The organism is Synechococcus sp. MIT2312 (genome assembly GCF_059772315.1).
The window spans coordinates 211,060-231,534 of the sequence record NZ_CM186281.1; the positions used below are offsets into that span (position 1 = coordinate 211,060).

General features: G+C 51.9%; 35 protein-coding genes. 18 read left to right on the top strand and 17 right to left on the bottom strand.

Annotated features, from left to right (window positions below):
- Nucleotides 1–193: 193 nt before the first annotated feature.
- From AC6EI9_RS01520 to AC6EI9_RS01535, 4 genes are all read right to left on the bottom strand, one after another.
- Nucleotides 194–334: a hypothetical protein gene (locus AC6EI9_RS01520; RefSeq protein ID WP_498468737.1), complete on the bottom strand. Its 141-nt coding sequence runs from the start codon at nt 332–334 to the stop codon at nt 194–196.
- A 398-nt stretch (nt 335–732) separates the two neighbouring features.
- Nucleotides 733–1,242, bottom strand: a complete 510-nt coding sequence (locus AC6EI9_RS01525; protein ID WP_498468738.1) for an early protein (E6) — start codon at nt 1,240–1,242, stop codon at nt 733–735.
- 317 nt (nt 1,243–1,559) lie between these two features.
- Nucleotides 1,560–1,757, bottom strand: coding sequence for a hypothetical protein (locus AC6EI9_RS01530; protein WP_498468739.1), 198 nt, complete (start codon nt 1,755–1,757; stop codon nt 1,560–1,562).
- A gap of 40 nt (nt 1,758–1,797) precedes the next feature.
- The gene (locus AC6EI9_RS01535; protein WP_498468740.1) at nt 1,798–2,043 is read right to left on the bottom strand and encodes a hypothetical protein; all 246 of its coding nucleotides are present in this window, start codon (nt 2,041–2,043) and stop codon (nt 1,798–1,800) included.
- 479 nt (nt 2,044–2,522) lie between these two features.
- Between AC6EI9_RS01535 and AC6EI9_RS01540 the strand changes: the two genes are divergently transcribed.
- Complete coding sequence (locus AC6EI9_RS01540) at nt 2,523–2,999, top strand: DoxX family protein (RefSeq protein WP_498468741.1); 477 nt, start codon at nt 2,523–2,525, stop codon at nt 2,997–2,999.
- Between the two features lie 115 nt (nt 3,000–3,114).
- Here AC6EI9_RS01540 and AC6EI9_RS01545 read toward each other — a convergent pair whose 3' ends face one another.
- Nucleotides 3,115–3,324, bottom strand: coding sequence for a hypothetical protein (locus AC6EI9_RS01545; protein WP_498468742.1), 210 nt, complete (start codon nt 3,322–3,324; stop codon nt 3,115–3,117).
- Nucleotides 3,325–3,527: 203 nt separating this feature from the next.
- The gene (locus tag AC6EI9_RS01550; protein ID WP_498468743.1) at nt 3,528–3,914 is read right to left on the bottom strand and encodes a hypothetical protein; all 387 of its coding nucleotides are present in this window, start codon (nt 3,912–3,914) and stop codon (nt 3,528–3,530) included.
- A 147-nt stretch (nt 3,915–4,061) separates the two neighbouring features.
- On the opposite strand from AC6EI9_RS01550, the gene AC6EI9_RS01555 reads away from it, so the two are divergent.
- The 4 genes from AC6EI9_RS01555 to dcd all read left to right on the top strand — a co-directional run bounded on the left by AC6EI9_RS01555 (nt 4,062) and on the right by dcd (nt 5,580).
- Nucleotides 4,062–4,277, top strand: a complete 216-nt coding sequence (locus tag AC6EI9_RS01555) for a Nif11-like leader peptide family natural product precursor (protein ID WP_498470117.1) — start codon at nt 4,062–4,064, stop codon at nt 4,275–4,277.
- Between the two features lie 73 nt (nt 4,278–4,350).
- The gene (locus tag AC6EI9_RS01560; RefSeq protein ID WP_498468744.1) at nt 4,351–4,620 is read left to right on the top strand and encodes a hypothetical protein; all 270 of its coding nucleotides are present in this window, start codon (nt 4,351–4,353) and stop codon (nt 4,618–4,620) included.
- A 69-nt stretch (nt 4,621–4,689) separates the two neighbouring features.
- Nucleotides 4,690–4,935: a hypothetical protein gene (locus AC6EI9_RS01565; protein WP_498468745.1), complete on the top strand. Its 246-nt coding sequence runs from the start codon at nt 4,690–4,692 to the stop codon at nt 4,933–4,935.
- Nucleotides 4,936–5,055: 120 nt separating this feature from the next.
- On the top strand, nt 5,056–5,580 hold the full coding sequence (dcd, locus tag AC6EI9_RS01570; protein ID WP_498468746.1) for a dCTP deaminase: 525 nt from the start codon (nt 5,056–5,058) through the stop codon (nt 5,578–5,580).
- 15 nt (nt 5,581–5,595) lie between these two features.
- Here dcd and sodC read toward each other — a convergent pair whose 3' ends face one another.
- Nucleotides 5,596–6,123, bottom strand: a complete 528-nt coding sequence (gene sodC / locus AC6EI9_RS01575) for a superoxide dismutase [Cu-Zn] SodC (RefSeq protein ID WP_498468747.1) — start codon at nt 6,121–6,123, stop codon at nt 5,596–5,598.
- Nucleotides 6,124–6,183: 60 nt separating this feature from the next.
- On the opposite strand from sodC, the gene AC6EI9_RS01580 reads away from it, so the two are divergent.
- From AC6EI9_RS01580 to AC6EI9_RS01590, 3 genes are all read left to right on the top strand, one after another.
- On the top strand, nt 6,184–6,315 hold the full coding sequence (locus AC6EI9_RS01580) for a hypothetical protein (RefSeq protein ID WP_498468748.1): 132 nt from the start codon (nt 6,184–6,186) through the stop codon (nt 6,313–6,315).
- Nucleotides 6,316–6,332: 17 nt separating this feature from the next.
- Complete coding sequence (locus AC6EI9_RS01585; protein WP_498470119.1) at nt 6,333–6,617, top strand: DUF427 domain-containing protein; 285 nt, start codon at nt 6,333–6,335, stop codon at nt 6,615–6,617.
- A gap of 161 nt (nt 6,618–6,778) precedes the next feature.
- Nucleotides 6,779–7,042 (top strand): DUF1651 domain-containing protein, encoded by a 264-nt coding sequence (locus AC6EI9_RS01590; RefSeq protein WP_498468749.1) that lies wholly within the window; start codon nt 6,779–6,781, stop codon nt 7,040–7,042.
- 473 nt (nt 7,043–7,515) lie between these two features.
- On the opposite strand, the gene AC6EI9_RS01595 is transcribed toward AC6EI9_RS01590, so the two are convergent.
- Nucleotides 7,516–7,698, bottom strand: coding sequence for a hypothetical protein (locus tag AC6EI9_RS01595; protein WP_498468750.1), 183 nt, complete (start codon nt 7,696–7,698; stop codon nt 7,516–7,518).
- 483 nt (nt 7,699–8,181) lie between these two features.
- Here AC6EI9_RS01595 and AC6EI9_RS01600 point away from each other — a divergent pair, with 483 nt between their 5' ends.
- The 6 genes from AC6EI9_RS01600 (at nt 8,182) to AC6EI9_RS01625 (ending at nt 10,993) form a co-directional block, all read left to right on the top strand.
- Nucleotides 8,182–8,439, top strand: a complete 258-nt coding sequence (locus AC6EI9_RS01600; RefSeq protein WP_498468751.1) for a DUF8641 family protein — start codon at nt 8,182–8,184, stop codon at nt 8,437–8,439.
- 127 nt (nt 8,440–8,566) lie between these two features.
- A complete protein-coding gene (locus tag AC6EI9_RS01605) occupies nt 8,567–8,797 on the top strand; it encodes a hypothetical protein (protein ID WP_498468752.1) in 231 nt (76 codons plus the stop codon).
- A 402-nt stretch (nt 8,798–9,199) separates the two neighbouring features.
- A complete protein-coding gene (locus AC6EI9_RS01610) occupies nt 9,200–9,370 on the top strand; it encodes a hypothetical protein (RefSeq protein ID WP_498468753.1) in 171 nt (56 codons plus the stop codon).
- A 451-nt stretch (nt 9,371–9,821) separates the two neighbouring features.
- Nucleotides 9,822–9,953, top strand: coding sequence for a hypothetical protein (locus tag AC6EI9_RS01615; RefSeq protein ID WP_498468754.1), 132 nt, complete (start codon nt 9,822–9,824; stop codon nt 9,951–9,953).
- 224 nt (nt 9,954–10,177) lie between these two features.
- Nucleotides 10,178–10,336 (top strand): high light inducible protein, encoded by a 159-nt coding sequence (locus AC6EI9_RS01620; RefSeq protein ID WP_498468755.1) that lies wholly within the window; start codon nt 10,178–10,180, stop codon nt 10,334–10,336.
- Between the two features lie 219 nt (nt 10,337–10,555).
- Entirely contained in the window at nt 10,556–10,993 is a 438-nt protein-coding gene (locus AC6EI9_RS01625; protein ID WP_498468756.1) for an SRPBCC family protein, read from the top strand.
- Between the two features lie 39 nt (nt 10,994–11,032).
- Here the strand turns inward: AC6EI9_RS01625 and AC6EI9_RS01630 are convergent, their stop codons facing one another.
- Together AC6EI9_RS01630 and AC6EI9_RS01635 are read right to left on the bottom strand one after the other, a co-directional pair.
- Nucleotides 11,033–11,329: a hypothetical protein gene (locus AC6EI9_RS01630; protein WP_498468757.1), complete on the bottom strand. Its 297-nt coding sequence runs from the start codon at nt 11,327–11,329 to the stop codon at nt 11,033–11,035.
- 202 nt (nt 11,330–11,531) lie between these two features.
- Nucleotides 11,532–11,819: a hypothetical protein gene (locus AC6EI9_RS01635; RefSeq protein WP_498468758.1), complete on the bottom strand. Its 288-nt coding sequence runs from the start codon at nt 11,817–11,819 to the stop codon at nt 11,532–11,534.
- 873 nt (nt 11,820–12,692) lie between these two features.
- Between AC6EI9_RS01635 and AC6EI9_RS01640 the strand changes: the two genes are divergently transcribed.
- On the top strand, nt 12,693–12,866 hold the full coding sequence (locus AC6EI9_RS01640) for a metallothionein (RefSeq protein ID WP_498468759.1): 174 nt from the start codon (nt 12,693–12,695) through the stop codon (nt 12,864–12,866).
- A 414-nt stretch (nt 12,867–13,280) separates the two neighbouring features.
- Nucleotides 13,281–13,478: a hypothetical protein gene (locus AC6EI9_RS01645; protein WP_498468760.1), complete on the top strand. Its 198-nt coding sequence runs from the start codon at nt 13,281–13,283 to the stop codon at nt 13,476–13,478.
- Nucleotides 13,479–14,236: 758 nt separating this feature from the next.
- Here AC6EI9_RS01645 and AC6EI9_RS01650 read toward each other — a convergent pair.
- Genes AC6EI9_RS01650 through AC6EI9_RS01665 form a run of 4 tightly spaced genes read right to left on the bottom strand, consistent with a single transcriptional unit; the run spans nt 14,237 to nt 15,483 of the window.
- On the bottom strand, nt 14,237–14,428 hold the full coding sequence (locus AC6EI9_RS01650) for a DUF8622 domain-containing protein (protein WP_498468761.1): 192 nt from the start codon (nt 14,426–14,428) through the stop codon (nt 14,237–14,239).
- Nucleotides 14,425–14,934: a DUF924 family protein gene (locus AC6EI9_RS01655; RefSeq protein WP_498468762.1), complete on the bottom strand. Its 510-nt coding sequence runs from the start codon at nt 14,932–14,934 to the stop codon at nt 14,425–14,427. Before AC6EI9_RS01655 ends, AC6EI9_RS01650 begins: the two co-directional genes overlap by 4 nt.
- The gene (locus AC6EI9_RS01660; RefSeq protein WP_498470121.1) at nt 14,924–15,223 is read right to left on the bottom strand and encodes a DUF8646 family protein; all 300 of its coding nucleotides are present in this window, start codon (nt 15,221–15,223) and stop codon (nt 14,924–14,926) included. The genes AC6EI9_RS01655 and AC6EI9_RS01660 overlap by 11 nt, the downstream gene beginning before the upstream one ends.
- Nucleotides 15,224–15,243: 20 nt before the next feature.
- Nucleotides 15,244–15,483, bottom strand: a complete 240-nt coding sequence (locus tag AC6EI9_RS01665; RefSeq protein ID WP_498468763.1) for a hypothetical protein — start codon at nt 15,481–15,483, stop codon at nt 15,244–15,246.
- Nucleotides 15,484–15,571: 88 nt separating this feature from the next.
- Here AC6EI9_RS01665 and AC6EI9_RS01670 point away from each other — a divergent pair, with 88 nt between their 5' ends.
- Nucleotides 15,572–15,934 carry a DUF8671 domain-containing protein gene (locus AC6EI9_RS01670; protein ID WP_498470122.1) on the top strand — a complete coding sequence of 121 codons (363 nt, stop codon included), beginning with the start codon at nt 15,572–15,574 and terminating at the stop codon, nt 15,932–15,934.
- 11 nt (nt 15,935–15,945) lie between these two features.
- Here AC6EI9_RS01670 and AC6EI9_RS01675 read toward each other — a convergent pair whose 3' ends face one another.
- Both AC6EI9_RS01675 and AC6EI9_RS01680 read right to left on the bottom strand, forming a co-directional pair.
- Complete coding sequence (locus AC6EI9_RS01675; protein ID WP_498468764.1) at nt 15,946–16,092, bottom strand: hypothetical protein; 147 nt, start codon at nt 16,090–16,092, stop codon at nt 15,946–15,948.
- A 24-nt stretch (nt 16,093–16,116) separates the two neighbouring features.
- A complete protein-coding gene (locus AC6EI9_RS01680) occupies nt 16,117–17,256 on the bottom strand; it encodes a hypothetical protein (RefSeq protein ID WP_498468765.1) in 1,140 nt (379 codons plus the stop codon).
- A gap of 1,020 nt (nt 17,257–18,276) precedes the next feature.
- Here AC6EI9_RS01680 and AC6EI9_RS01685 point away from each other — a divergent pair.
- Nucleotides 18,277–18,657 carry a hypothetical protein gene (locus AC6EI9_RS01685; protein ID WP_498468766.1) on the top strand — a complete coding sequence of 127 codons (381 nt, stop codon included), beginning with the start codon at nt 18,277–18,279 and terminating at the stop codon, nt 18,655–18,657.
- Nucleotides 18,658–19,719: 1,062 nt separating this feature from the next.
- On the opposite strand, the gene AC6EI9_RS01690 is transcribed toward AC6EI9_RS01685, so the two are convergent.
- Nucleotides 19,720–20,037, bottom strand: coding sequence for a hypothetical protein (locus AC6EI9_RS01690; protein ID WP_498468767.1), 318 nt, complete (start codon nt 20,035–20,037; stop codon nt 19,720–19,722).
- Nucleotides 20,038–20,475 lie beyond the last annotated feature (438 nt).

The window sequence follows — 20,475 nt, forward strand, 5'->3', positions numbered from 1 at the left end:
CTAGAGATGCGAATCTGCATCCCAATGGCTCAATCCAGTCGTATCTGCCTGACATCTAGGGGATCCACCATTGATGCTCTGGGAGGTGGTCAATACAGAGTGTGCGATCAAGGCCGAAGCTGCACAGTCACAGAAGGTCTCTGGGCTGCTTATGAATCCTTGCGTGAGTTGGAGCAAAAACGCGTTCAGTGATTCAATTGTCGGCTTCGAGTCGCTTGAATTGTTCAGAAATCGGTGCGATCAAAGCCTTTGATTCCTCTTCACTGAGGTTGAGGTTTTCGGCTGCTCTCTCGATCAGAGCTTCAAGAGCTCGTCTTTTGTTGTTGTCAGTCATACGACTTGTCTAGCGAGTTCTCCTGAACGATGCACATGTTGCGTTCACAAGACCACACGAAGATGTCATCGGCGAATACTTGATCATCGCTTCAACCTTTGATTTGAACAGGCTCGTAGCGAAGGTTGAGGTCATCACCCAACACCATCAAAAAGGCGATCTCTGATTGAAACGAGAGGAGATGGCAGGTTTGTTCCTGCCCATTTTTTCCGTAGCAAAAGGTGTCGAAACCAGACGGATCTCTCTCAGACTCGAATACCTCACCATTCCTCAGCACAAATCTTGTCATCGTCTTTTCAACCCTTGCTGGTTTGATAGCCAGAGGGCGTGCATGAGTCAGGTCTTTGTTCAGATCAGGTTCTGATTTTCTGACAAGTTGTGCATCCTGGTATTTGTCATCATTCGCGTTCAGCTGAGTTTGTGCTGTTTGTCATCAGTGCTGAGTGAGCTGAAGGTGTCTGACCTGAACAAGCCAGACACCCTCCATTGATGCGATAGGGGGCCAGATGACCTCGCAGGCACAAGGTTCCACGAAAAAACAGAACCTGACCTAGCTCCCGAGCATGGGCATCAGTCAGTGGAAGTCGAAGCCAACGATTTGGCACATGCCCCTGCAAGGCATCGCGCTGACTCTTGGCGTCTTCCCGTCGCTGTCGTTCTTCACGATCGTTCTTGGCGCAGACACCTTCAACCTGCAGTTCTTTGGAACAGCGCAGACAAGCTGTGATCACTGGTTTTTTGCGAGCTGTGTTGGTTGAAAGCTTGTCTCCGGGCACTTCCCTTTCCTGGCCACAGCTGCAACGACACCACCAATAGGCATTGCCACTTTTGGTACGGCGTTCCGAAGGGCGAACGACGGTCAATCGTCCGTAGATTTCGCCAACACGATCACGGGGTATGGATGGCATGCCAATCTCTAGATCTCAACGAATCAGCAGTTTGGTCAGCGTCATTCCTGATTGACGTCATTCGTCAGGTCGACACCAATCTCTTTCATGGCACTGACCGTGTCATTGACTGAGGGAACCACTGCAACTCGCCTTTTGAGTTTGTCCAGGGGTTGAAGCAGCCAAGTCCAGAAAGACGATTTTTGACTTTGTTTTCGAGTCTCCAAGCTTTCATCTCACCACTACATTCAATTTAGCTCTTCTTCTACTGGCTGCTGTCAATGCTGTTTCCCTTCATCATCACTCATTGATGGAGTTGAATCTCAGCCCGTACACGGTCAACCTCTGATTTGATCAATCACATTGGTTTTGGCATTCAGAAGGCGGCCAACGATTCTGGTCGTTTCACCTTCTCCTACGTTCAGATCTGAGAGCTCCTGAAATTTATTGAAGAAGAGCTCGTCAATTTCTTTGCAAAAATTGTCGTAAAAAATTGATAGAGCCTCTTTCTTGTCTTCTCCGTAGAGTCTTTCCACTGTCGTTGCTGATGCTATGAATATTGCATTGTATCAAAAGTCAGTCTGGATGAGTGAAATGACTTCGTTTCTCCAGTTCGAACTCATCGAACAGAGCCGATGCAGCCAGTGGCTGTTTCATTACAATCAGCTGTTCAATCCGGTTGGACCACCAATGCTCCAAACGATCAATCTCTTCCCCTGACCAAACAAAGGTTGGCAGCATCTGTCTACGCTCCCTTGGCTTTGAAATTGCTCCAAGCTGCCAATGGTTATGACCCTTGAAGTGTGCTGATGCGGTCTCCATGGATGATTTCCCATGTCCCATCCGAATGGGTAATCAGGAAATATTCTTCGGAAAGTCGCTGTAATCTGACTTGACTCATAAAAATAATTTACGTTCTTATAAGGTTGCGTCAGTGTGCCGGTTGATACTCTCTGCGGATATTTTTGGCTTTAAGAACCTGAGTCTTTGATGGGTTCATCTGTTGAGACGCATTGCTACGACGGTTCAGCAACTCGCGACACCTCATCTGGTCTCATTCATTTCACTTGAACTAGTTTGATTGTCCGAGAGTTGAAATTCCGGTTGCTGTTTCGCAATTGGATTGATTGGATTGACGGAGGTTTCTCCACTCAATTCGAATCAGGCAGGTTGGGCTGGTGATTACTAGGGATGGTTTCACCAGCGCACCGCTGTCAAGCGTCTTGTCCCATGGCGTGGATCGACGACGAATGGGCTTTGCTCGGGAGTAAGATAGTCAGGTTTTTGTTTGCCTGAAAGTCATGAGTGAAGAAACGTCGAATCAACTTTCCTCAGACTTGTGCTTACTGATTCTGCGCGTTTCAGCAGGTTTTCTCATGATTCATCATGGTTTTGAGAAGTTGCAGGACCCTGTTGGATTCACTTCATTTATTATCGATCAGTATTTTCCTTTTTTGCCGTTTGACCATGTCCTTTGGACATATCTGGCTGCCTACACTCAAATCATCGGCTCGGTTGTTCTTATTTTTGGAATCGCCACTCGTCCTGCTGTGATTGGTTTGTTGTCAACCATGTTGTTTGCGATGACCTTTCATTTCCTTGACACAGGTCTCCAAGGTGCTCCATTCGCCGTTGTCGAAGCTCATAACTACGAATTTGAAACTTCAGCGCTCTATCTGTTTATATTTCTGGTGCTTGCCATCGCGGGCTCTGGCTCGCTGAGTCTCTCCAGGCTTTATCGGGATCGTTTCCCGCAACTTCTTCAGGCCTGGGTGTGATCACTCGATCAAGCGGTTAACGCTGAATCTGGCCTGGCAGCCACAGTTCAGCGCTGAGTATTTCTACCATGCAGATGCCCACCTGCAGAGAAAGCCCTCCGTTTGAGAGGGCTTTTTACTGGGCTTCCGCAAGCATCTGATCAATGGCGCGTCGTGCTGCAGCATCGGCAGCCTTCAGAGATGGATACTCCCTGCCCAACTGCTTGAGGTGGCCCTTGGGAGAGCCAAGCACGAGATATCCAGGACCACCGGTCATTTCCTTAATGACATAAGCCATGCCTTTGTGCTCGTATCGACCCTGGAGCATTGAACGATTAGTGGCCATTCCTCATCATTTAGCAGATTTAGCGTTCTTTGGCCGTCTCATCTCGTGACTGACTGGATCCGCTGCTCCTTTCAGTTGTTAACTGGTGGCCGCAACGTCACCTGAGACTGATTGGATTGAGTTGATTGAAAATTTTACATATGTTCTCGTAAGTTTAGCTAAAGGTTCGACTTGAATAACGTGTCAGTGCAGCTGTTCGATCCTTATTTGCTGCTGATTCGGTCGAGAATGTTGAGCTCAATCCATTGTCTGGTCTTGGCTCTCTCCTTCTTTAACGGAGTTGGATTTTCAAGTGCTCTCAGGTCGATATTGCTTCTGTAGACGGACGGAATGTATGAGTCTTCCATTAATCTGCGAATCAGTGTGTTTTTTATGTACTGGTCTCTTGCGAATGTAATGACAACTGAAATGATGAATGCCGGTGGAATTGTGGCAATCAAAATGCTTGAAGCATCGGAGGCTTCGGTAAATTTCGGGAGAATGTAAGCGACGTTAAACACCAGCAAGGTTGCAATGTAGGCTTTATTGCTTATCAAGGCTTCTTCTGCCTTCCTCTTAAACTTCTGAAAAGATGGTGGTTTGAATTTCATTAAATTGGTGATTTTGAGAAATCTAATTAAATCGCTGTGTTGTTGATGCAAAAAACATCACATTCTGGTTGAACATTGGGCTTCGCCAGTGTTGCTGTCTCCGATGAGTGCCGCTACAGGCGATGATCGGCCTGGTTGCTGATGACCATGGCTCTGGATCAGTTGAAGGCGTTTCTGCTTCTGATGCAGAGCGATCCAGCCTTGAAGGATGCTGTTCTGGCCTCATCCACTGCTGACGATGTGGCCAAAATCGCTGCCGGTTTCGGCTATGAATTTGCCGGTGATGAGCTCCTGCGTTTCTCCGGACAGAAGGTGGGGCGCGTCACGGTGTCGAAACGCCAGCCTCCCGGCGAATACAGCTGAAGCCTCAGCATTCTTGTCTTGTGACCTGATTCTGTGTTCTCCTTGGCAGGTTGATCACTTCGCTCCGCAGCGCATGAAGCAACTGCCTGGGCGCAGTCGCCCCCCCTGGCTCCAACAACTGATCAGCTTTGCTGTTCTGGTCATTGTCACGGTCTGGATGGTGACGCTTCTGCCGGTTCTGCTTGTTGTCGGACTGATTGCAGCGGTTCTGTTGGTTCCTGTGCTCAAACAGCTTCGTCAGGAAATCGATCAGCTTGAGCGAACCCAACAAGGGGACAGCGTTCCCCCTAAAGATGTAACGCCTTGGCATCGACGCGTTTGGAATCGCTGGCACAGTCGTTGATTCGCCAGAGCAGTGTTTTTGTCGCCAGCTGTTGGCATCATCGGTGCAGGATCACAATCGTTTTCTCTCGTGGGCTCCAGCGACCCTCTCATTCAGGCCAGTTCCATTGCTGAAGCAATCGAGAAGTTGGCCGACCAGCTCACTCCTTCAGTGATACGCACTGCTCGGTCTGATCAGCAGGGTCGTGCAGATCTCGACCGCATTGAATACGCCCTTGGCACGATTGGTAAAGCACTGATCCTCACTGATTATTCGATCGATCAGGAAAAGGACATCGACAAGCTTCAAGCCTTTAGAGAGTCTCAACAGCGTTGAGATGTTCCTGAGAATGTCATGGGTTGGAAGGCAAGGACTTTCTGCTGAAACATTGTCTGACTGACGCTCTGGCCACTGCGGCCCGTTGTCCATAGTCTGGATGGCCAAGACATCCTTTTCATGGCCGTTCTCGGGCGTCAGGCAATCCTGCGGGCGATCAACAGTGGCGCCATCTCCATCACTCCGTTCATTCCGGAGCATGTGGGTCCTGCATCAGTTGATCTCACGCTGGCTTGCAGTTTTCGGGTCTTTCGCAAAGTTCACGAAATTGTCGATGTGAATGAAAACACCGACTATCGCTCGTTCACCGACAAGGTCGACATCGCCGAGGGAGAGCACATATTGATCATGCCCGGTGAAACCATCCTGGGGATCACCGAAGAACGATTGAGGCTAGGCCCCGGACTTTGTGGATGGCTTGAGGGTCGCAGCCGATTTGCTCGTCTGGGCCTGATGGTGCATATCAGTGCACCCTTCATGGGGCCTGGAATCGACAGCCAACAGGTGCTGGAGATGAGCAATTTCGGACCTGCTCCTCTTGCTGTTCATCCTGGCACCGCCATCTGCCAGTTCATCTTCCAGACTCTTGATGGAGAAGAGAACTATCAAGGGCGTTTCGCCGGTCAGAACCAGAGCAGTTTCTGAAACAGCCTCTGTCGCTCATCCTGCGATGCCACAAGCGATGCGAGCCCCTCCACCGCCGAGTGGAGGAACATCGCTGTAAGTGTCTCCTCCGGCATGCACGATCAGAGCCCTCCCTCTCAGATCAGCTGTTTTCAGCCGGGGCGCCACAACTTCGGAAGTGGTGCTGCCGTCGGCATTGACAATCAGACGACTGAGATCACCACGATGTCCATCCCTGAACGGACCGCTGTGTGTGTTGGTGTTATCGGGATCCCAGTGTCCTTTGGCTGCGAGCCCTGCGACGCTGACATTTTCATCATTGAAAGCTGCCTGGCACGACGTTCCGGCATGCAGATGAAAGCCATGCTCGCCTTCGCTCAGGCTGGTGAGGGATGGTGTGATCACAAGTCCGTTCCGACTGTCCCTGGCCAGAACTTTGCCAATCGACTCTCCGATCCCATCCTTGGAGATGCTGTGGATGTCAATCTCCAGAGTGCTGGCCTGAACTTTTCCCGGCAGCAGCAGGGCGATGCAGAGGGCCAACAGCGAGGCAACAAAGCGCATTGAAGACTTTTTTCTCCGAACATTCTGCTGTTGTGGCCTGACCCCTGTGATTGACAGCTGATGCTCACCGCGTTCGGAAGTGCAGTGGATTTGCGGTTGTCTTATCACCATGCAACGTCGTCCCAAATGGCGGACGACACCTCAGGCATCACGCCATCCACCGGCGAAGTCGATAAGTTGTCGCCTTGCTGATGGTCTGGATGAAGCGTATGAAAGCGGTCCTGAATGGAACAGTGCTTGCTGAAAGTGACGACATTGTGATGGTGGATGGCAACCCCTATTTCCCCCGCTCGGCAATGCGTGAGGAGTTCTTCCGTGATTCCAGCCACACCACGGTTTGCGGCTGGAAGGGCACTGCCCGCTATTGGGATGTGGTTCTGGATGACAAGGCCATCAGCAACGTCGTTTGGAGTTACGAAACACCTAAGCCTGAGGCCGACCAGATCCGTGAGCGATTCGCCTTTTACCGCGGCAAAGGTGTGGAGGTGAGCTAGGGCTTCCTAGAAGCCAGCTGTTGCCGTCAATATCAGCGAAATCCTGCCCTCAAATCCCTGCTTTTGATTTGCGATTAGGGCAGGATCGAGTGCAAAAGGCAGCGTCGGTCAGCTGCCTGCATCGCTGGCGGGTCCCTTCTTTGGTTCGCCATCGTGTCGGCATGCTGAACAAGGGCCGCTCACTCGTTGACCGTCATGCGCTGAAGAAAGGTGTTGGCTGGCTGGAGAACACCCAGCAAGGAAAGGTCTCCCAGTTCAGAAACGACTTGCCCACTGCACACGCTCATTGGGTAGAAGTCGAAACGCGGTCAGTCTCTGGTCAAGGTCAGCTTGTTATCAGACGGATGCTTCGCCACAACGCCACTGAGGCATGGGAGGCCATGCAGAAGTCAGGCGGGTGGAAACGCTGCCAGTCTGGGTGGTGAATAAGTTCTGCCCCATTCACCAGAAGCTCACCACAACCTCTTGGGCACTGCACCAGGGCTGTGTAGTGGGGGTCACCAGAAGGGCTGTGATCTTGAAGGAGTCGAGGGGGCAACACCCCCAACAGAACTCACTCACTTCAAAACCATGACTACTGCAATTTCGTTCGATCGTGTCTCCACTGATCAGAATCAGAATCAGAATCAGATTCAGAATCTGACCGATGACCAGCTTGAGATGGTTTTTGGTGGAGCCAATGAAACATGTCGCCAGTGGATTGATCCCAGAACAGGTGTTACCCGCATGTATTGCAGCCAAATCGTGAACTGAGCCCAAGGCTCATTGACGAGTCCAGTACAAACCTCGCCAAGTGCGGGGTTTTTCTGTCAAGCAAGTGCGCTCTTGACTCTGCGTGGCTGCTTTTTGAGGTTCAGATCGGCTGAAGGCAATCACAAGCCCCTTTCGTGAGAGCGTTTCAGGTCTTGATGGAGTGTTCGATAAGGGCATCCAAATAGTTAGTGATTCCTTCTTGGAAGTTGCACCCATAGCCGTTGGATGCGAGTGCAGCAATGATCTTGGCTTTCTTTTCCGGGGTGACAAAAATGCAGATGCTGCTCTTGCCAACACGACTTGCTTGTTTTTTGTACTGATCGTTCATGGTGAACAAAGCAATGTTGTCGAGGAGAGATCAAAGATGAGTTGGCTGTTGGACATCGGTGTTTCACTCGATGGACCCACCATCTCCGGGTTCGGCGTCTGAATCGATGACCTGTCTCAAGCAGTGCTGTGAGATTTCTCACAGGGTCTTTGGTTTGTTTCTGGAATGTGCATCAGCTGCCCTTGATGCAATGACAGATAGTTGCTGAACGACCAGGAACCCAAGGTCTGCAGTTTCACCAACGCCAATCCCACTGCGGTGGCTCATGGGTGGAAGCGTTGTCAAACTCAGTGGTGACGGTCAGCAAGATCGTGACAAATGAGCACCGTTGAGAACGATGGCGGCGATGGGATCCATCATCGGAGTTCCTTTGTCTGGATTCACCACTGATCAGATTCCCATCGATCAGATTCCATCGATCTAGATCCCCCGTTGAGGCCGGTAATCCCTATCGATTCGCTCCCGCACTGGGCATGGAGAATTTTGGATGATTTCAAAATTGCTGGAACAAGGAAGATGGTCTTGCTTCAACGAATGAGAATCTTCGGGAGTGGGTTAGTCATTGCCGCATATTTCATTACCCTCCACCTTGATGTGGTGACTGGTGTGATTGTTCATTTGGCAGCCATGAGCATCTCTGTGCCCTACTTCATCAAATCCAAAGCATGGGATGTGGTGATCATGATGACTTTCCTGATGACGATCGGGTCTGGGCGTCTGATCACAGCAGCTATTTCTTGATTGAACAGAGGCATTGGCACTGACCAATGAATCCTCACTTCCGAGGATGCTTGACGTGCACTGGTCTTCTGGGATACCGCGTGATCGTCTTTACGTTAGTTAACATAATCTAAACCGTCGTCTGGCAATGTCTGAAGTCACAAGCAAATTCACGCCTGATCCCTATAAGTCTTTCAGTGAAAAACTGAATGGTCGCGCAGCTATGCTGGGCCTAGGTATTGGTTTGGCTGTTGAAGCTTTGACCGGCAAAGGCATCATTGAACAAGTCAGTACCTTCAACCAAGCATCTGTGATTGACTTCTCAGGTGTTAAACGTTTGCTGGTTGTGATGTTTAGTTGCGTTGGAATCTTCGGCTGAGCTGCTTGATTCCCTCAATCCAGCAAAGCAACTCTCCAACACTCACTAACGCGATTGGCTTTTCCTCCTCAATCAGAGGGGATCAATCCAGCGCAGCGGACATGCCCGGTAATGCAGTGAGCTGACATTCCCGGGCTTGCCTGCTCCGTCAGCCTGAGCCACAAGTCCGGCGTCGAGCGCTGTGACTCAAAACTGAATCGGAATCCAATAGTGACAAGTTTCACCCTGCTGCTGTGGCCGTCAGGCCAATCCATCCGCGAACAGATGTGTAGAAACTGTTTCCAATCTGTTCGTGGGTATCAACAAACGATTGTTTCTGTGTGGTCGGTTGCATGCCGGGTATCACCATCACAACCTCTTGAACTCACTGGCGAAGATTAAAACTGCAATCAATTCACTGCAATGACCACCGAGATTCGTAACTGGGACACCATTGCCAAAGCAATGGAAGCCGCCGGGACGACATCAAGCCAGATGTATCTCCGCGCCAAAGCCTTGGCAGAAGGCAAAGCCGATCCAATGCCGACCTCTTTCCCTGCAGCTCCCTTCAGCATTTCGGCTGTGGCTGGCTGAATCAGTGCGGTCAAAGCCTCATGATCTTTGGCTCTGACCGCACTTTTGCGTCCTGATTCAGGACAGGTGAAAGTGCCCGAGTCCGAGTCAGTCACTGCTCAGAAGTTGCGGACCGCCTACTTGTTCTCAGCCTTTGGCTTTTGCGCCTGTGGGCTGTGGATCGATCTGACTCAGTCAGATCTTTTGATACAGCCAGTGTTCGAAGAATTCACTTAAACGAATTCGTGGGAGTGTCTGCGCACAAATTGTTGAGTATTTTTCTTCAGAGAATTATACCTAAGTAATTTATGCATTGAAACAACAGGCTTGACTTTATTTAGTGGCACGTCTTATGGACTATCTACTTCTTAGGCCTGATATGGATTATTTAAACGCCAAATGTGATCAAAGGCCTCTTGCCGAAAGCTGGGAGGCGCTTGAGAGTTATTTCACATGCATTTCAGAATGTTCGATGAATGATCATGAATGCGTTTCCAATTGTCTTGATCAACATCTCAACAGCAATGATGGAATGAGTCCATCATTAGCTTCATTCTTGTCTGGGCCTGCGAATCGAAATGGCTTCTTGACTCAAGCTTCCTGAGCCTGTGTGGGCACTTGGTCGAATCTCCCGACTACCGCTTCACGGCTTGATTGCGGGAAGGCTGAGACAAGCTCGAGTCAGGGGCGCACGAGCAATCGTTGAAGACCAGTTGTTTGAACTGATTTGCATTCAGTGCCGGTCAGGCAAGTTCGCAAGCTCTCCAGTTCCCAGAGGTCGCGGCGGCCCCTTTACATTAGTTAATATTTATGAAATTCTTGTGATCCATGCCTGACGCCACCGACAACTTCACTCCCGATTCAACCAAGGTCTTCAGTGAAAAGCTCAACGGCCGTGCTGCGATGCTCGGTCTTGCGATTGGATTGGCCACCGAAGCGCTGACCGGAAGAGGCATCATCGAGCAGGTCTTTGGAATTTTCGGGTGAGTTTCCTAGCGGAGCAATCTTGAGTCTTTCGCCTTCGCTTCTGTGAGGGCTTTTTTGTGTCCAGTCATCATCGCTAAATCCATGAGCATCCAGCTTCGCCTGCAGTCAACGTTGTTTGGGCTGGGAATTCTGTTGACAAATCAACCAGCAGCGCAGGGAAATGAGACGACAGCAGCCACAATTCAAATTCAACAGACGGGCAACACCCGATCGGCTGTCATGACATTGCCAGTGTCGCAGGTTCATGCCTGGAACGTGCTCACGGACTATGTCGGAACTGGAGAGGCGATGCCAGATATCAGCAAGGTCCAGCTGCTGAGCCGTCAAGACAATCTCCTCCATCTACGACAGACCTATCAAGCTCCTTACACATTCGGCTTGACGATCAGCGCCACACTGGTTGTGAAAGAAAGTCCAAGATCGGCAATTCGATTTCACATGCTTGAAGGTGATCGCATCCGCAAGCTCGATGGCAGCTGGACGTTTACCCCGGCAGCTGGTGGTACCCGCATCAAACACACCCTCACGCTTGTTCCAGATCTGCCAGACATGCTGCAACCGGTCTTCGCTGAACTCAGCCGCAACAGCATGCGTGAAACGATGCAACGCCTCAGTGATCTGATGCAGTCCGACAACCAAGTTTCATCACTCGATTAGCTGGTCTCACAGGCACTCTGTCCCCATTTGGGAGTCCTCCTAGACCAGCCAGCTCATTTCATCCTTGGATGGAATCTGAAAGAGTGCTTTGGCGTTTTCAGCAAATGTATGCCAGTCAGCCACATGTTCGGCATAACCATGCCAGATGTTGTCTTCGATGCGAAGGCTGAAAATCACTTCTCCTGATTGAGAGGTGATTTTCAGTCTGATTCCTCCGTTTCGACGAAGAACCCAGGCTCCATCGCCATTTTCTGGATCAATCAGGGCATCATGCTCTTCTTTGGAGATGCACTCAGTCTTCAGATTGTGCTGAGTGCAGTAATCGGCCAACGCCATGAGTTCTGAAATCCCGTTCAACCTGTGCATTTGCTGAATGACGTGAAGCCTCTCCTCCACGCAATTAGCGGTTTGGTGCCACTCCATATCGCTTCAATAGCTTTTCTCTGGTTTAGCCATTGTTGAGTCTTCAGGTTGTATCAGTCGATCATTTGTGTTCCCAGAGCCCAACCAACGGAGGCTTGCTCAAAGAGTGATCAACTCACCCGCTCGGGGGAGCGTCAGCCGCACTCAGTACCGCAGCAATCCTCTGAGGTCTGATTCCGGCTGAGCTTCGCTCTGCATCGACCGGAACAACACCTGGCATCTGCACGTTTCGGCGTGAACGTGCAGCCACAGCAGCAGCACTGCCTCGCTGGACGGGCTGGCCTGAGTGCCCGGCGGCGGCGAGCATCAGCAGCACGTCTTTCAAGGCGATCATCCAGCTGCTTCCGGCGCCCTTCAGCCAGTCGCTCCAGCAGTGAATCCGTGTCTTCAGGGCTGGGTGCATTGCCTGAGTGCCAGAGCTGACCGTCCGCGACGAACCATGGTGTCCAGCGCCAGCGGCGAGCGCCCGGAGGTGCCCACCAGAGCCGACCTGATGTGGTGAGCTTCCACCAGCCTTCAGCGTTTCGCCAGGGCGTTCTGGTCAGCTCCCGCTGGTGCTTTGCAACCGGCCGGAGACACTCCTCACGACTTGTTTTGAGGGGCTCCTGCTGGGGATGCTTGTGACTGTTTCGGCTACGCATAAGTGCACGTTAAACCGTACCTCGAGGGTCGGTCCTCCCTCTGTTGAGTCACGTTCATCAGCAATAGACAGGAACTGTTCCATTCCGGTCATCACCATGAATACCGATCTCATCAAGTGTCAATGCAACAGCGGCTGTCAGTGCAGCGTCGAGGCTGCGAAAGCTGTAATGCGACACGGCAAAGCCTTCTGCTGTGAACGTTGCGCAGATGGTCTCGCCTGCGGTTGCCGCTGATGGTCTCGCCTGCGGTTGCCGCTGATGGTCTGACCCCTCACACCTCAATGCCCCGCACTTCGCGGGGCTTCGAGGTGTGAGGGGTTTTGTGGAGAGAGCGAAAGTGACTGCTCAGCGCCACCTGCTTGACCCTTTCGGCCTTGTTTCAATCTCGACCTTCTGCATGTCAGGTGGCAGCTGACTGCTTGCTTCGGCCTGGCTGGAGGCAGTTCAGCCTTGTTCGCCAGCCAGGTTGATCGCAACATATCCATCGCGCATAAGGGTGATAATCATTTTCAGGATCAATGAATTAATCGATAATCATTATCGTTTGCTCTGTTCAATTGTGTGACCTTTGGTTGTGCGCAGGTCGCTGAATCTCCATTTGCCATTAGAACAATGGCAGAGGTCAATGTTTCCTGATGGCAACAGTTTTGAAATGTGCTTGCCCAGGCTGCAACTGCGAAGCAGGCGGTTCGGCTGCTGTGCAAAGAAACGGCCAAAGTTTCTGTTCTGATGCTTGCGCCACGGGGCACCCCAACGATGAGCCTTGTCATGATGCTGCGGGTGCTTGTGGCTGCAGTTGTGGCAGATAGTCCGTCAGCCTTGGCTGGATTCCCGGGATGAGCTCTGGGTCCTCTGTCAGCTACGAGAGTGATAATCATTCTCGCATTGCGGCCGTTGTGTAACTCTCACTCGGTTTTCAGCTGATCAAGATCATCCAACTGTTAGGACGATTGAAGTCGTACTTCAATCGATGTGCTGCAACAACCCCAACGCTGATCATCACAAGAGTCAGCCTGGCGATCCAAAAGTTCCTGCGAAGTGAGCTGACCTTTCAGGGGCAGATGCCGGTATCTTCGCCGAGCTCAAAAACGATGGTTTCGATCGTTGAAACCTTGAAACTGATTCATCACGCCCCTCTCTGTATGGGGCGTTTTTGATCGGTCCAAAGTCCATGAGTGCCTGCACGGCATGACCCAACCCACTGGGTGTTCCACCTTGCTTGAATGGCCACCATGGGGAACAAGCCGTTTTTTCAAGCCAATATTCACTCTCCGGGAACGGGAGTGGCGTTGATCGTGATTGCGATCACTCTGATTCCGGTGGGTGTGGCCTCCCTGGCTCAGCTCAGTTGCTTTGGCAGGCCCAGCTCAAGCTCTGCCGCCTGGTCCATCGAGCGCATGCGTATCTGTCATGGCGGCTGAATGGAGTGATCCGATGGGGCAATGCCGACCTAACGCCGCTCCGTGATTGAGACGGCAAGGTTCAGTGATCTCTGCTGATTAACGCTGTCCAACCCAGCGGGTATCCCTATCCACTGGATTGTCAGACGCCCGAAAGCTCGACGCAGTTCGGACCACGACTATGACGACTGCAGTGATCCCTCTGTGGGTCGCCAATCAGCAAGCTGACCCAAGGCAAAAAAAAAGACCCATGGGGTCTTCAGTGGGTGTGAGGAGTTGGGAATCTCGGTGAGGAGAGCCAACCACCTGAGGTATAGCCACAGCTGTGTGGTTCGGTGCATTGAAAACACACCTGGTTGCATTTGCACCGCAAGTTCCGAGCCATCTCTGATGGCCTCTGATTGCAATCAGCTTTGTTCAAGAATGTCGTCCACCATGACGCTGAATCAAAAGACCACATCGCAAAAACCTCCGGGGCTCGACATGAAGCTGGGATCTAAAGTTCGTGACAACGTATACAAGAACACCTATTCCGTGGTGATGATCTCTAGCCTTGTTGTATTGGGCCGGATGATGGGGATTATCCGACATTCCAGTCTCAACCACTGCTAACCCAGTGGTTTTTCATTGGCATCAAAGAAACAGTGCAATCACCCAGAAAAAGAGGTTGGATTGCTCCAACCTCAGATCCATCTCGAACTAAGCGGATGATGCCTGTTGCATGAGTTGATGCAAGCCGTGCTTGGTGTAGTTGGAAGCAATCGTGCTGACCTGAAGCCTCATCGCTTTGTTTTACGGCGATTCGCCTTGCGGGTTCCTCCGTATCTGTAGCCCGGTTGGGAAGCAATTGCTGCCCAGCACTCTGCACACACAAGAGTCCACTCTGTCGTTGCATCGCTGCGCACCCGGTAATGCACAGACCCGGGGCTTCCACAGAGCTCGCAGCAGAATCCTGATTCAGCATGGATCACCGGCCCAGCGCTCCATCTCGCCAGGGATAACGCCCATGCTTGACGAGCATGTCGCGGTTTCGACGCGCCACGTTTGCCGTTGCGATGTCAACCCATCTCTCCAGAAGAGGGATTGCCTTGTTCACCGTCTCGAGGCATTCGGCGTGCAACAGAGGCATCAACCAGAATTGTCGACGTGCCTTCAGAGGCTCATGCTCCAACCAACGTTGATCCAGTGCCAGTTGGCTCAATCGCTGTGCACGGAGATCTCCCTGGAAGGCACGAGCCTGGTCACGCCAGATCTGTCGAGAGAACTGATCGAGTAACAACACAAGAGCCAGAGACGACGTCCTGCTGACTTCCCACTCGATCAAACCCTCCTCCTGAGCGGCTTCCACCAGCGGTCTGAATCGTGCACTGACAGAACGGTCAAATTCGCGATCCCGGCGAAACCATTGCCAGGGTCTGCACTCTTCAAACCAGAAGCGAAGGATGTCTTCGGCGAGGGGGATTCCCTCAGCCGGCATTGCGGACCCGTTTCACGGCAAGACCCGCTTCCGCTGCAGTGATGCCTGCCAGCAACAGAAGGCCGAGCAGACCGACCAGCTGATTCTGCTGTTCCATATCAGCTGTGGCTCCCTGTGCCAGTGCAGCACCGGCAACAAACCAGCTGGTGGCAAGAGCAGATGTGATCCAGTAGGCCTTCCATCGACGCTGATAGAGGTATCCAGCACCGAGGCCCGGCAAGACATTCAGCAGCACGGCGACCCAGCCCGCTGATGCGGCGAGAACCTGGTCGCGGTCGGGAAGGGGCATTTCTTCTGGAGACTGTGCGCTCATGCCTTGTTCTGGTTAGCCGCATAGGCCACGGCTCCGCCTGCCACAAGGGTGAGCAGACCGGTGCTCAACAAAAATCCTGTGAGCAGGATCAAGCCGATCACAGAGCCAAGCAATGACATCTTCACTCGCAGCAGCTTGGATTTGATCAACAGAATCAGCAACAGTGTCACCGTGGCCTTGAGACCGGCAATCTTCGCGGTGCTGATTGGACAGAAAGGAACGAAGGGAGGGAGCATTGAGCTGGACCTGCACGAGGGTGCGACCGTGTCACTCTGTCGTTTTCCAGACGCTGCTGTGGATCAACCTCTGCAATGGCTCAAGCGTATGGGTCGTCGACTGTTCCAGCTCCTGCTGGTGTTGACCGTGATCATCACGGCTGAGTTGCCGGCGTCAGCGGCCTGGATTTGTGACGGTGACCGCCTCACCGCAGAACCCATTCAGCTGGGTCGTGATGCCTTCGGTGCCACGGCTGAGCCGATCCCCAACAGTGCTGACGGCACTGTTCCTGGTGATGTGATCCTGCTCAGCTGGCGGGGCGTGACCCTGCAACTGCCTCGCACCAACAATGCCGGGGCTCCCAGTTACACCGATGGTCGCTGGTGGTGGCAAGTTGAGGACGCCGAGCACCCCGACTTCCGCCAACGCAAGGGCGGAATCGTGAGTTATGCCTGCAGCCCTGAAGAATGAACCTGTTGGGGTCAGGCCGCAGGGGCTAATCCCTGCACGAGTGAGTACTCATAGGCAGCAGCCGCCAAGAGAAACACTCCGATCACTCCAATCAGCACTCGACCGTCAATGCGTTTCAAGGTGAGCTTGTCTGCTGAGCAGAACCAATGGAGATTCACGCTAGTGGTGATGCCGTTGATGGGCTACAACTCGCCCGCGCGTCGTCGTTGTTCTTCCTCTTCAAACCGGTCAGTCTCTACCAGGGTCCAGCCGTCATCTCGAAGCATGGAGTTGATGACCTGGTCGCGATAGTCGACCTCCAGAGCACCATCAACACCAAAGGCGGTCATGATCTTGTCTCGATCAGCGATCAATTCTTCGCGGTAGATCTCATAGAGGTCGGGGTTCTCAATCAGACTGGGATCGGGCTTGCCGTCGAGTCGCCATAGCCACTGGTACAGGAACGGTTTGTACTTCGACTTCGTCTGCACGATGGGCATCAGCTGATCCAGTTTCAGCAGGTCGCACCGGGTTTGCGCATCCCAGATCTGTTCATCGCTCAGGGCTTCTGCGCTCTGCTTGCAGTGATCGAACAGGGCTTTGAGGAATTGCTGAGCTGTGCACTCAAGGCACAGCTCCTGAGCAGCGATACCCTCCTGCGCCAGATAAACCATTCGGTTCAGGTCGTTCTGGCTGAAGCTTCCCTGCAGTGCATAAGTGGCTGCAGCCTTGCGAATATCCCAGAACAAGCCGGTGTTCTGCTCGCAGGCACGGGTGATGAAGCCATCAAAAATGCTCTGATCATCGGCAGTGATGTGAATCGAGAGAGCGTGCACCGCTGATGCGAATTCCTGGTTCAGCCGATGATCGAAATTCTGCTGATGGGATCGATAAAGATCGCTGCGGCGCCAGTCCTTGAGGTTTCCCACCCAGCTCGAGGGTGGAGCTGGATCCCTGAACAGCTGAAATCTCTCTTTGCCCTCCAGACTCCAGTTGTAAGCCGATAAATCCTCGGCTTTCACTCCTTCCACCAGGTGGATGTCGCAGCCCTCGCGATTGGAAACCAGACGCACCACCGCCAAAGTGCTGCGCGGCAGCTCAATGGTGTCAATGGCAATCACCCCTGTCCCCTCGCTGGACAATTCGATCAGCGTGCCATTGGCGCTGTGGCTGAAGCTTTGCAGGCAGCTCTCCGATCTGCGCTCGCTGCGAATCTTCCTCGTGATCGGATCAATGCCGATCGCATACGACTCGATGGGAGCTCCCTTGATGCCGTTCGGTCGCCACGCACTTTCGTCTGAACGGCAGATCACGACCACCCGATTCTTCAGTTGATGTGTCAAGTCCCCATCCCGAGGGCTGGCACCTTAATCGTTTCGATCAGAGGCCAAAGCCAGAGGAAGTTGCTGTCAGTTGACCTGCCGGCATGAGCTCAGCATCCTTCGCCCTGAGCTGAGATCGGCGAATCTGAATGAATGGGCGGTTCGTCTCCTTCGATCGATCATCGAAAAGCCGTGCCTCTTGCCCTGCCAAGGTGCGGATTCGACCCTGGCCACTGAGTGTTTGAAGCAAATCCACTTCAGTGCCTGAACTCGCCTGACAGCCTGGATTCAGAAGAACTCGTGGCGATACAAGCTGCAGGAGGGGATCAAGCCTTGATGGCTGCAACTGGACACACCACATGCAATGGTTCGACGATCAATCAAAAAGAAACCCCCGCCGAAGGCAGGGGTTCTGAAAACTCTGCGGGAGTGTGTCCTTGTTTCCACCCCGTGAGCTTTTCTCCTCACACACACAAGCTAGCCACTTGAGTGGCACTGTGCCAGTTGCTGTTCAACCAGTCCGTTCAACGGCACAACCCATAGCGATTGAGCATGTCGTCGGCTCGCTTGCTCTTGTCTCAAGTCACGAATATTTGTATCAATCTTTACGCTTGCCTGGGAATGAGTCCCTTGGACGGGATCCAGCTCATCACAGGAAGGGGCAGTGGGATGCCCCTTTTTCTTTGTTCATCGTGGTCGACTGACAGCAGAGTCCGACGACGTCAGGCCTCTTCATGCAGTTGCTTTCACCACAAAGGTCATCACCATGACGGCAAGTGCAACCGTGCATCCGAACAGGGGGAGCGACAGGTGCAGTCCTTTCATGGGCCTTCTTGCGACTCCTGACTCTGGACGCTTTTTTCTTTTCGACGACTAAGGCTTAATGCCTATTTCTCGATCGCTGACTCGGGCAAGGTCCCCATGGATTGCCCTTGTCAGATCAGCCAGAATCAACCGATGAAGCGCAATTGGAGTGATATTGAGCCGCATTGGATGCGACTGAACAACAGGACTGCGTTTGATCTCAGTGCTGAGTGTGTGGTGATCGATCAGCAGAACGAAGTCATGCAGACGACTCTTTCAGGCCTCTCGACTCATCTCAGGGTTTCTTCGGCGATGTCGAATCCACTGGTGAAACAGTTCATTGCTCTCGCGAAAGAACGGGGAGCAGAGAAAGCCATGCACAAGATGCTGATGGACTCAGGAGAGGAATTCGCTCAGTTATGGAAGGAGGCTCAATCAGACTTGCAGAGAGGAGCCATCACGACGATGGACGATGTTGTTGAGGCCGTCGCAACGGCAAAAAAAGGTTATGACGAATTCCCGAGACGAATCCTGGTCATTCAAGTGAATCAGCGCGATTGTGATGTGCTCTTGGTTGGGCCACCAGATGATGATGAGTCAGATTCGTTGAATGGCTAAGTGTTGAGCACCAGCGTGCTCTGGACAATCTTCGCAATCGAGACGATTTCAGCGATTGCAAAGTAAGGCACCTGATCAGGCCATTGGCCTCAATGACATCAGCTCATCAATTCACTTGCAGGAACCATGTGTGAACCATGGTTATCAAGGCGCCAATCGAATCTGAAATCATGAATAGACGCAATCTGGGCGTCGATTGGGAGTAGATCAAAACCAATCAGATGTGGAAAAGCCTGTGTTTCATCAGCATCAGTCAATGATGTTGAGCATCAAGCCTTTGTTCTTGCAGCGCTTCGTCATGAGGTGGAACTCTGATCCAGCAAGGTGAACAGATCAGACGGCGATGGCCCACAGATCAGACACTGAAAAGGTTCAGATATCATGAACCCAGGCCAGCGACTTGTCGGACGACAATACTCTTCTTTGTTGCGAACGTCTGTTCAGAATAAGCGTCTTGCTTGGTTGGCAACTCGTCTGGCGACATTGGTGTGCCGAACCAACGGCGCTTGCCGCCGATCACAATGTAATCGTCATCAATGTTTTGATGCTTGCTTGGCATAGAAACAACTCTGATTGTCTAATCGTTGCGTACCTTTATTTGATTGCCAGACTCCTTAACTAATTTTCAAATGCAGTTCCGCCAGTTGACTCATCATGACGTCCTTCAATCACGACCTGTTGAGATGTCTGAGCTTTCACTGACGAGTTCGTTAGCAAGATCATTGTGGCCCAGGGGATTTTAAGTCCTTCGAGCTTTCCTCATGGCACTGCTTGATGGATTCATGAAGGAATTGCTGGGAGCTATTCGATTTCTGGGCGTCTCCGACCTGCATGGATGGTCGCAACTTCACTGATCTCCTCAATCACCAAGTGCTTTCTCCAGTCTTGTGAGCCATTCAACAATTCATCAAGCTCCTCGGCTGTCATCTTTTTGCCCAGGCCTCCGAGAGTTCCCTTGATTGCACATTTGATGATGATCTCTTGCTCATATGTCATGAATTGATGGCTGCTGTCTTCAGTCTGCTCGATGAATGGATATTGGCTTGAGGTCTGTGGGTTTATTTACCATCTGAATTTTTGACTGGGTTTGGCATCGCCTCGAAGTTTCATTAACTCATCGGCGAAAACAGGTTTGTCATCGTCTGGGAGGTCGAATACATAGCCGATGTATTGAATTTCTTTCTTCTCGCAGAATCGATTGGTTGTTGCGCCCCTGTATTCGATGCTCTCGAGGTATCCGCTTGGTTCAAGGGTGAATGCAACGCCCTGGCGAGCCCAGTCTTCGCATGCTTTCTCTGCCTCCAGCACTGACTGATAGTTGTTGTCGCATGCCGTCAAGCTGCTTACGACGATTGCTAGAAAAATTGAAAGAGTTTTCATTGCATTGAACTGAGCTGGTGCTTCATGTTGCTCAAGCCTAATTCTTTTGAGAATCTTGAATGGGCTTTGGCACTGGCCTCTGGTCTTCATTTTTGCCTCTTGGCCAGCCCCATTCTCTTGGAGTTCTTGTCTGTTTCGTCTAAACTGAGAACGGCGTTTTGACTCAAGGACGAGTCTTCAGTTGGCGTTACGTCGTGATGCAGTGCTGCAGTGAGTGAATGTTGTGTCCAGCGTCCGCGGGCTAGATGCCTTCTTCCCTAGAAGAGAGGAGGATCTTTGGAGTCTTTGAAATCTGTCTGAGAGCCAGCCCGATCGATCTAGTTTGAAGCAGGAGGCTCAGGTCTCTCGAGAATCTGAAGCCATCGGATCACAGCTTTGCCAAAGGTTGGCCACACTCCCATTTGAAGCAACCGCTTTCAGTAATGCCAATGGATGTCG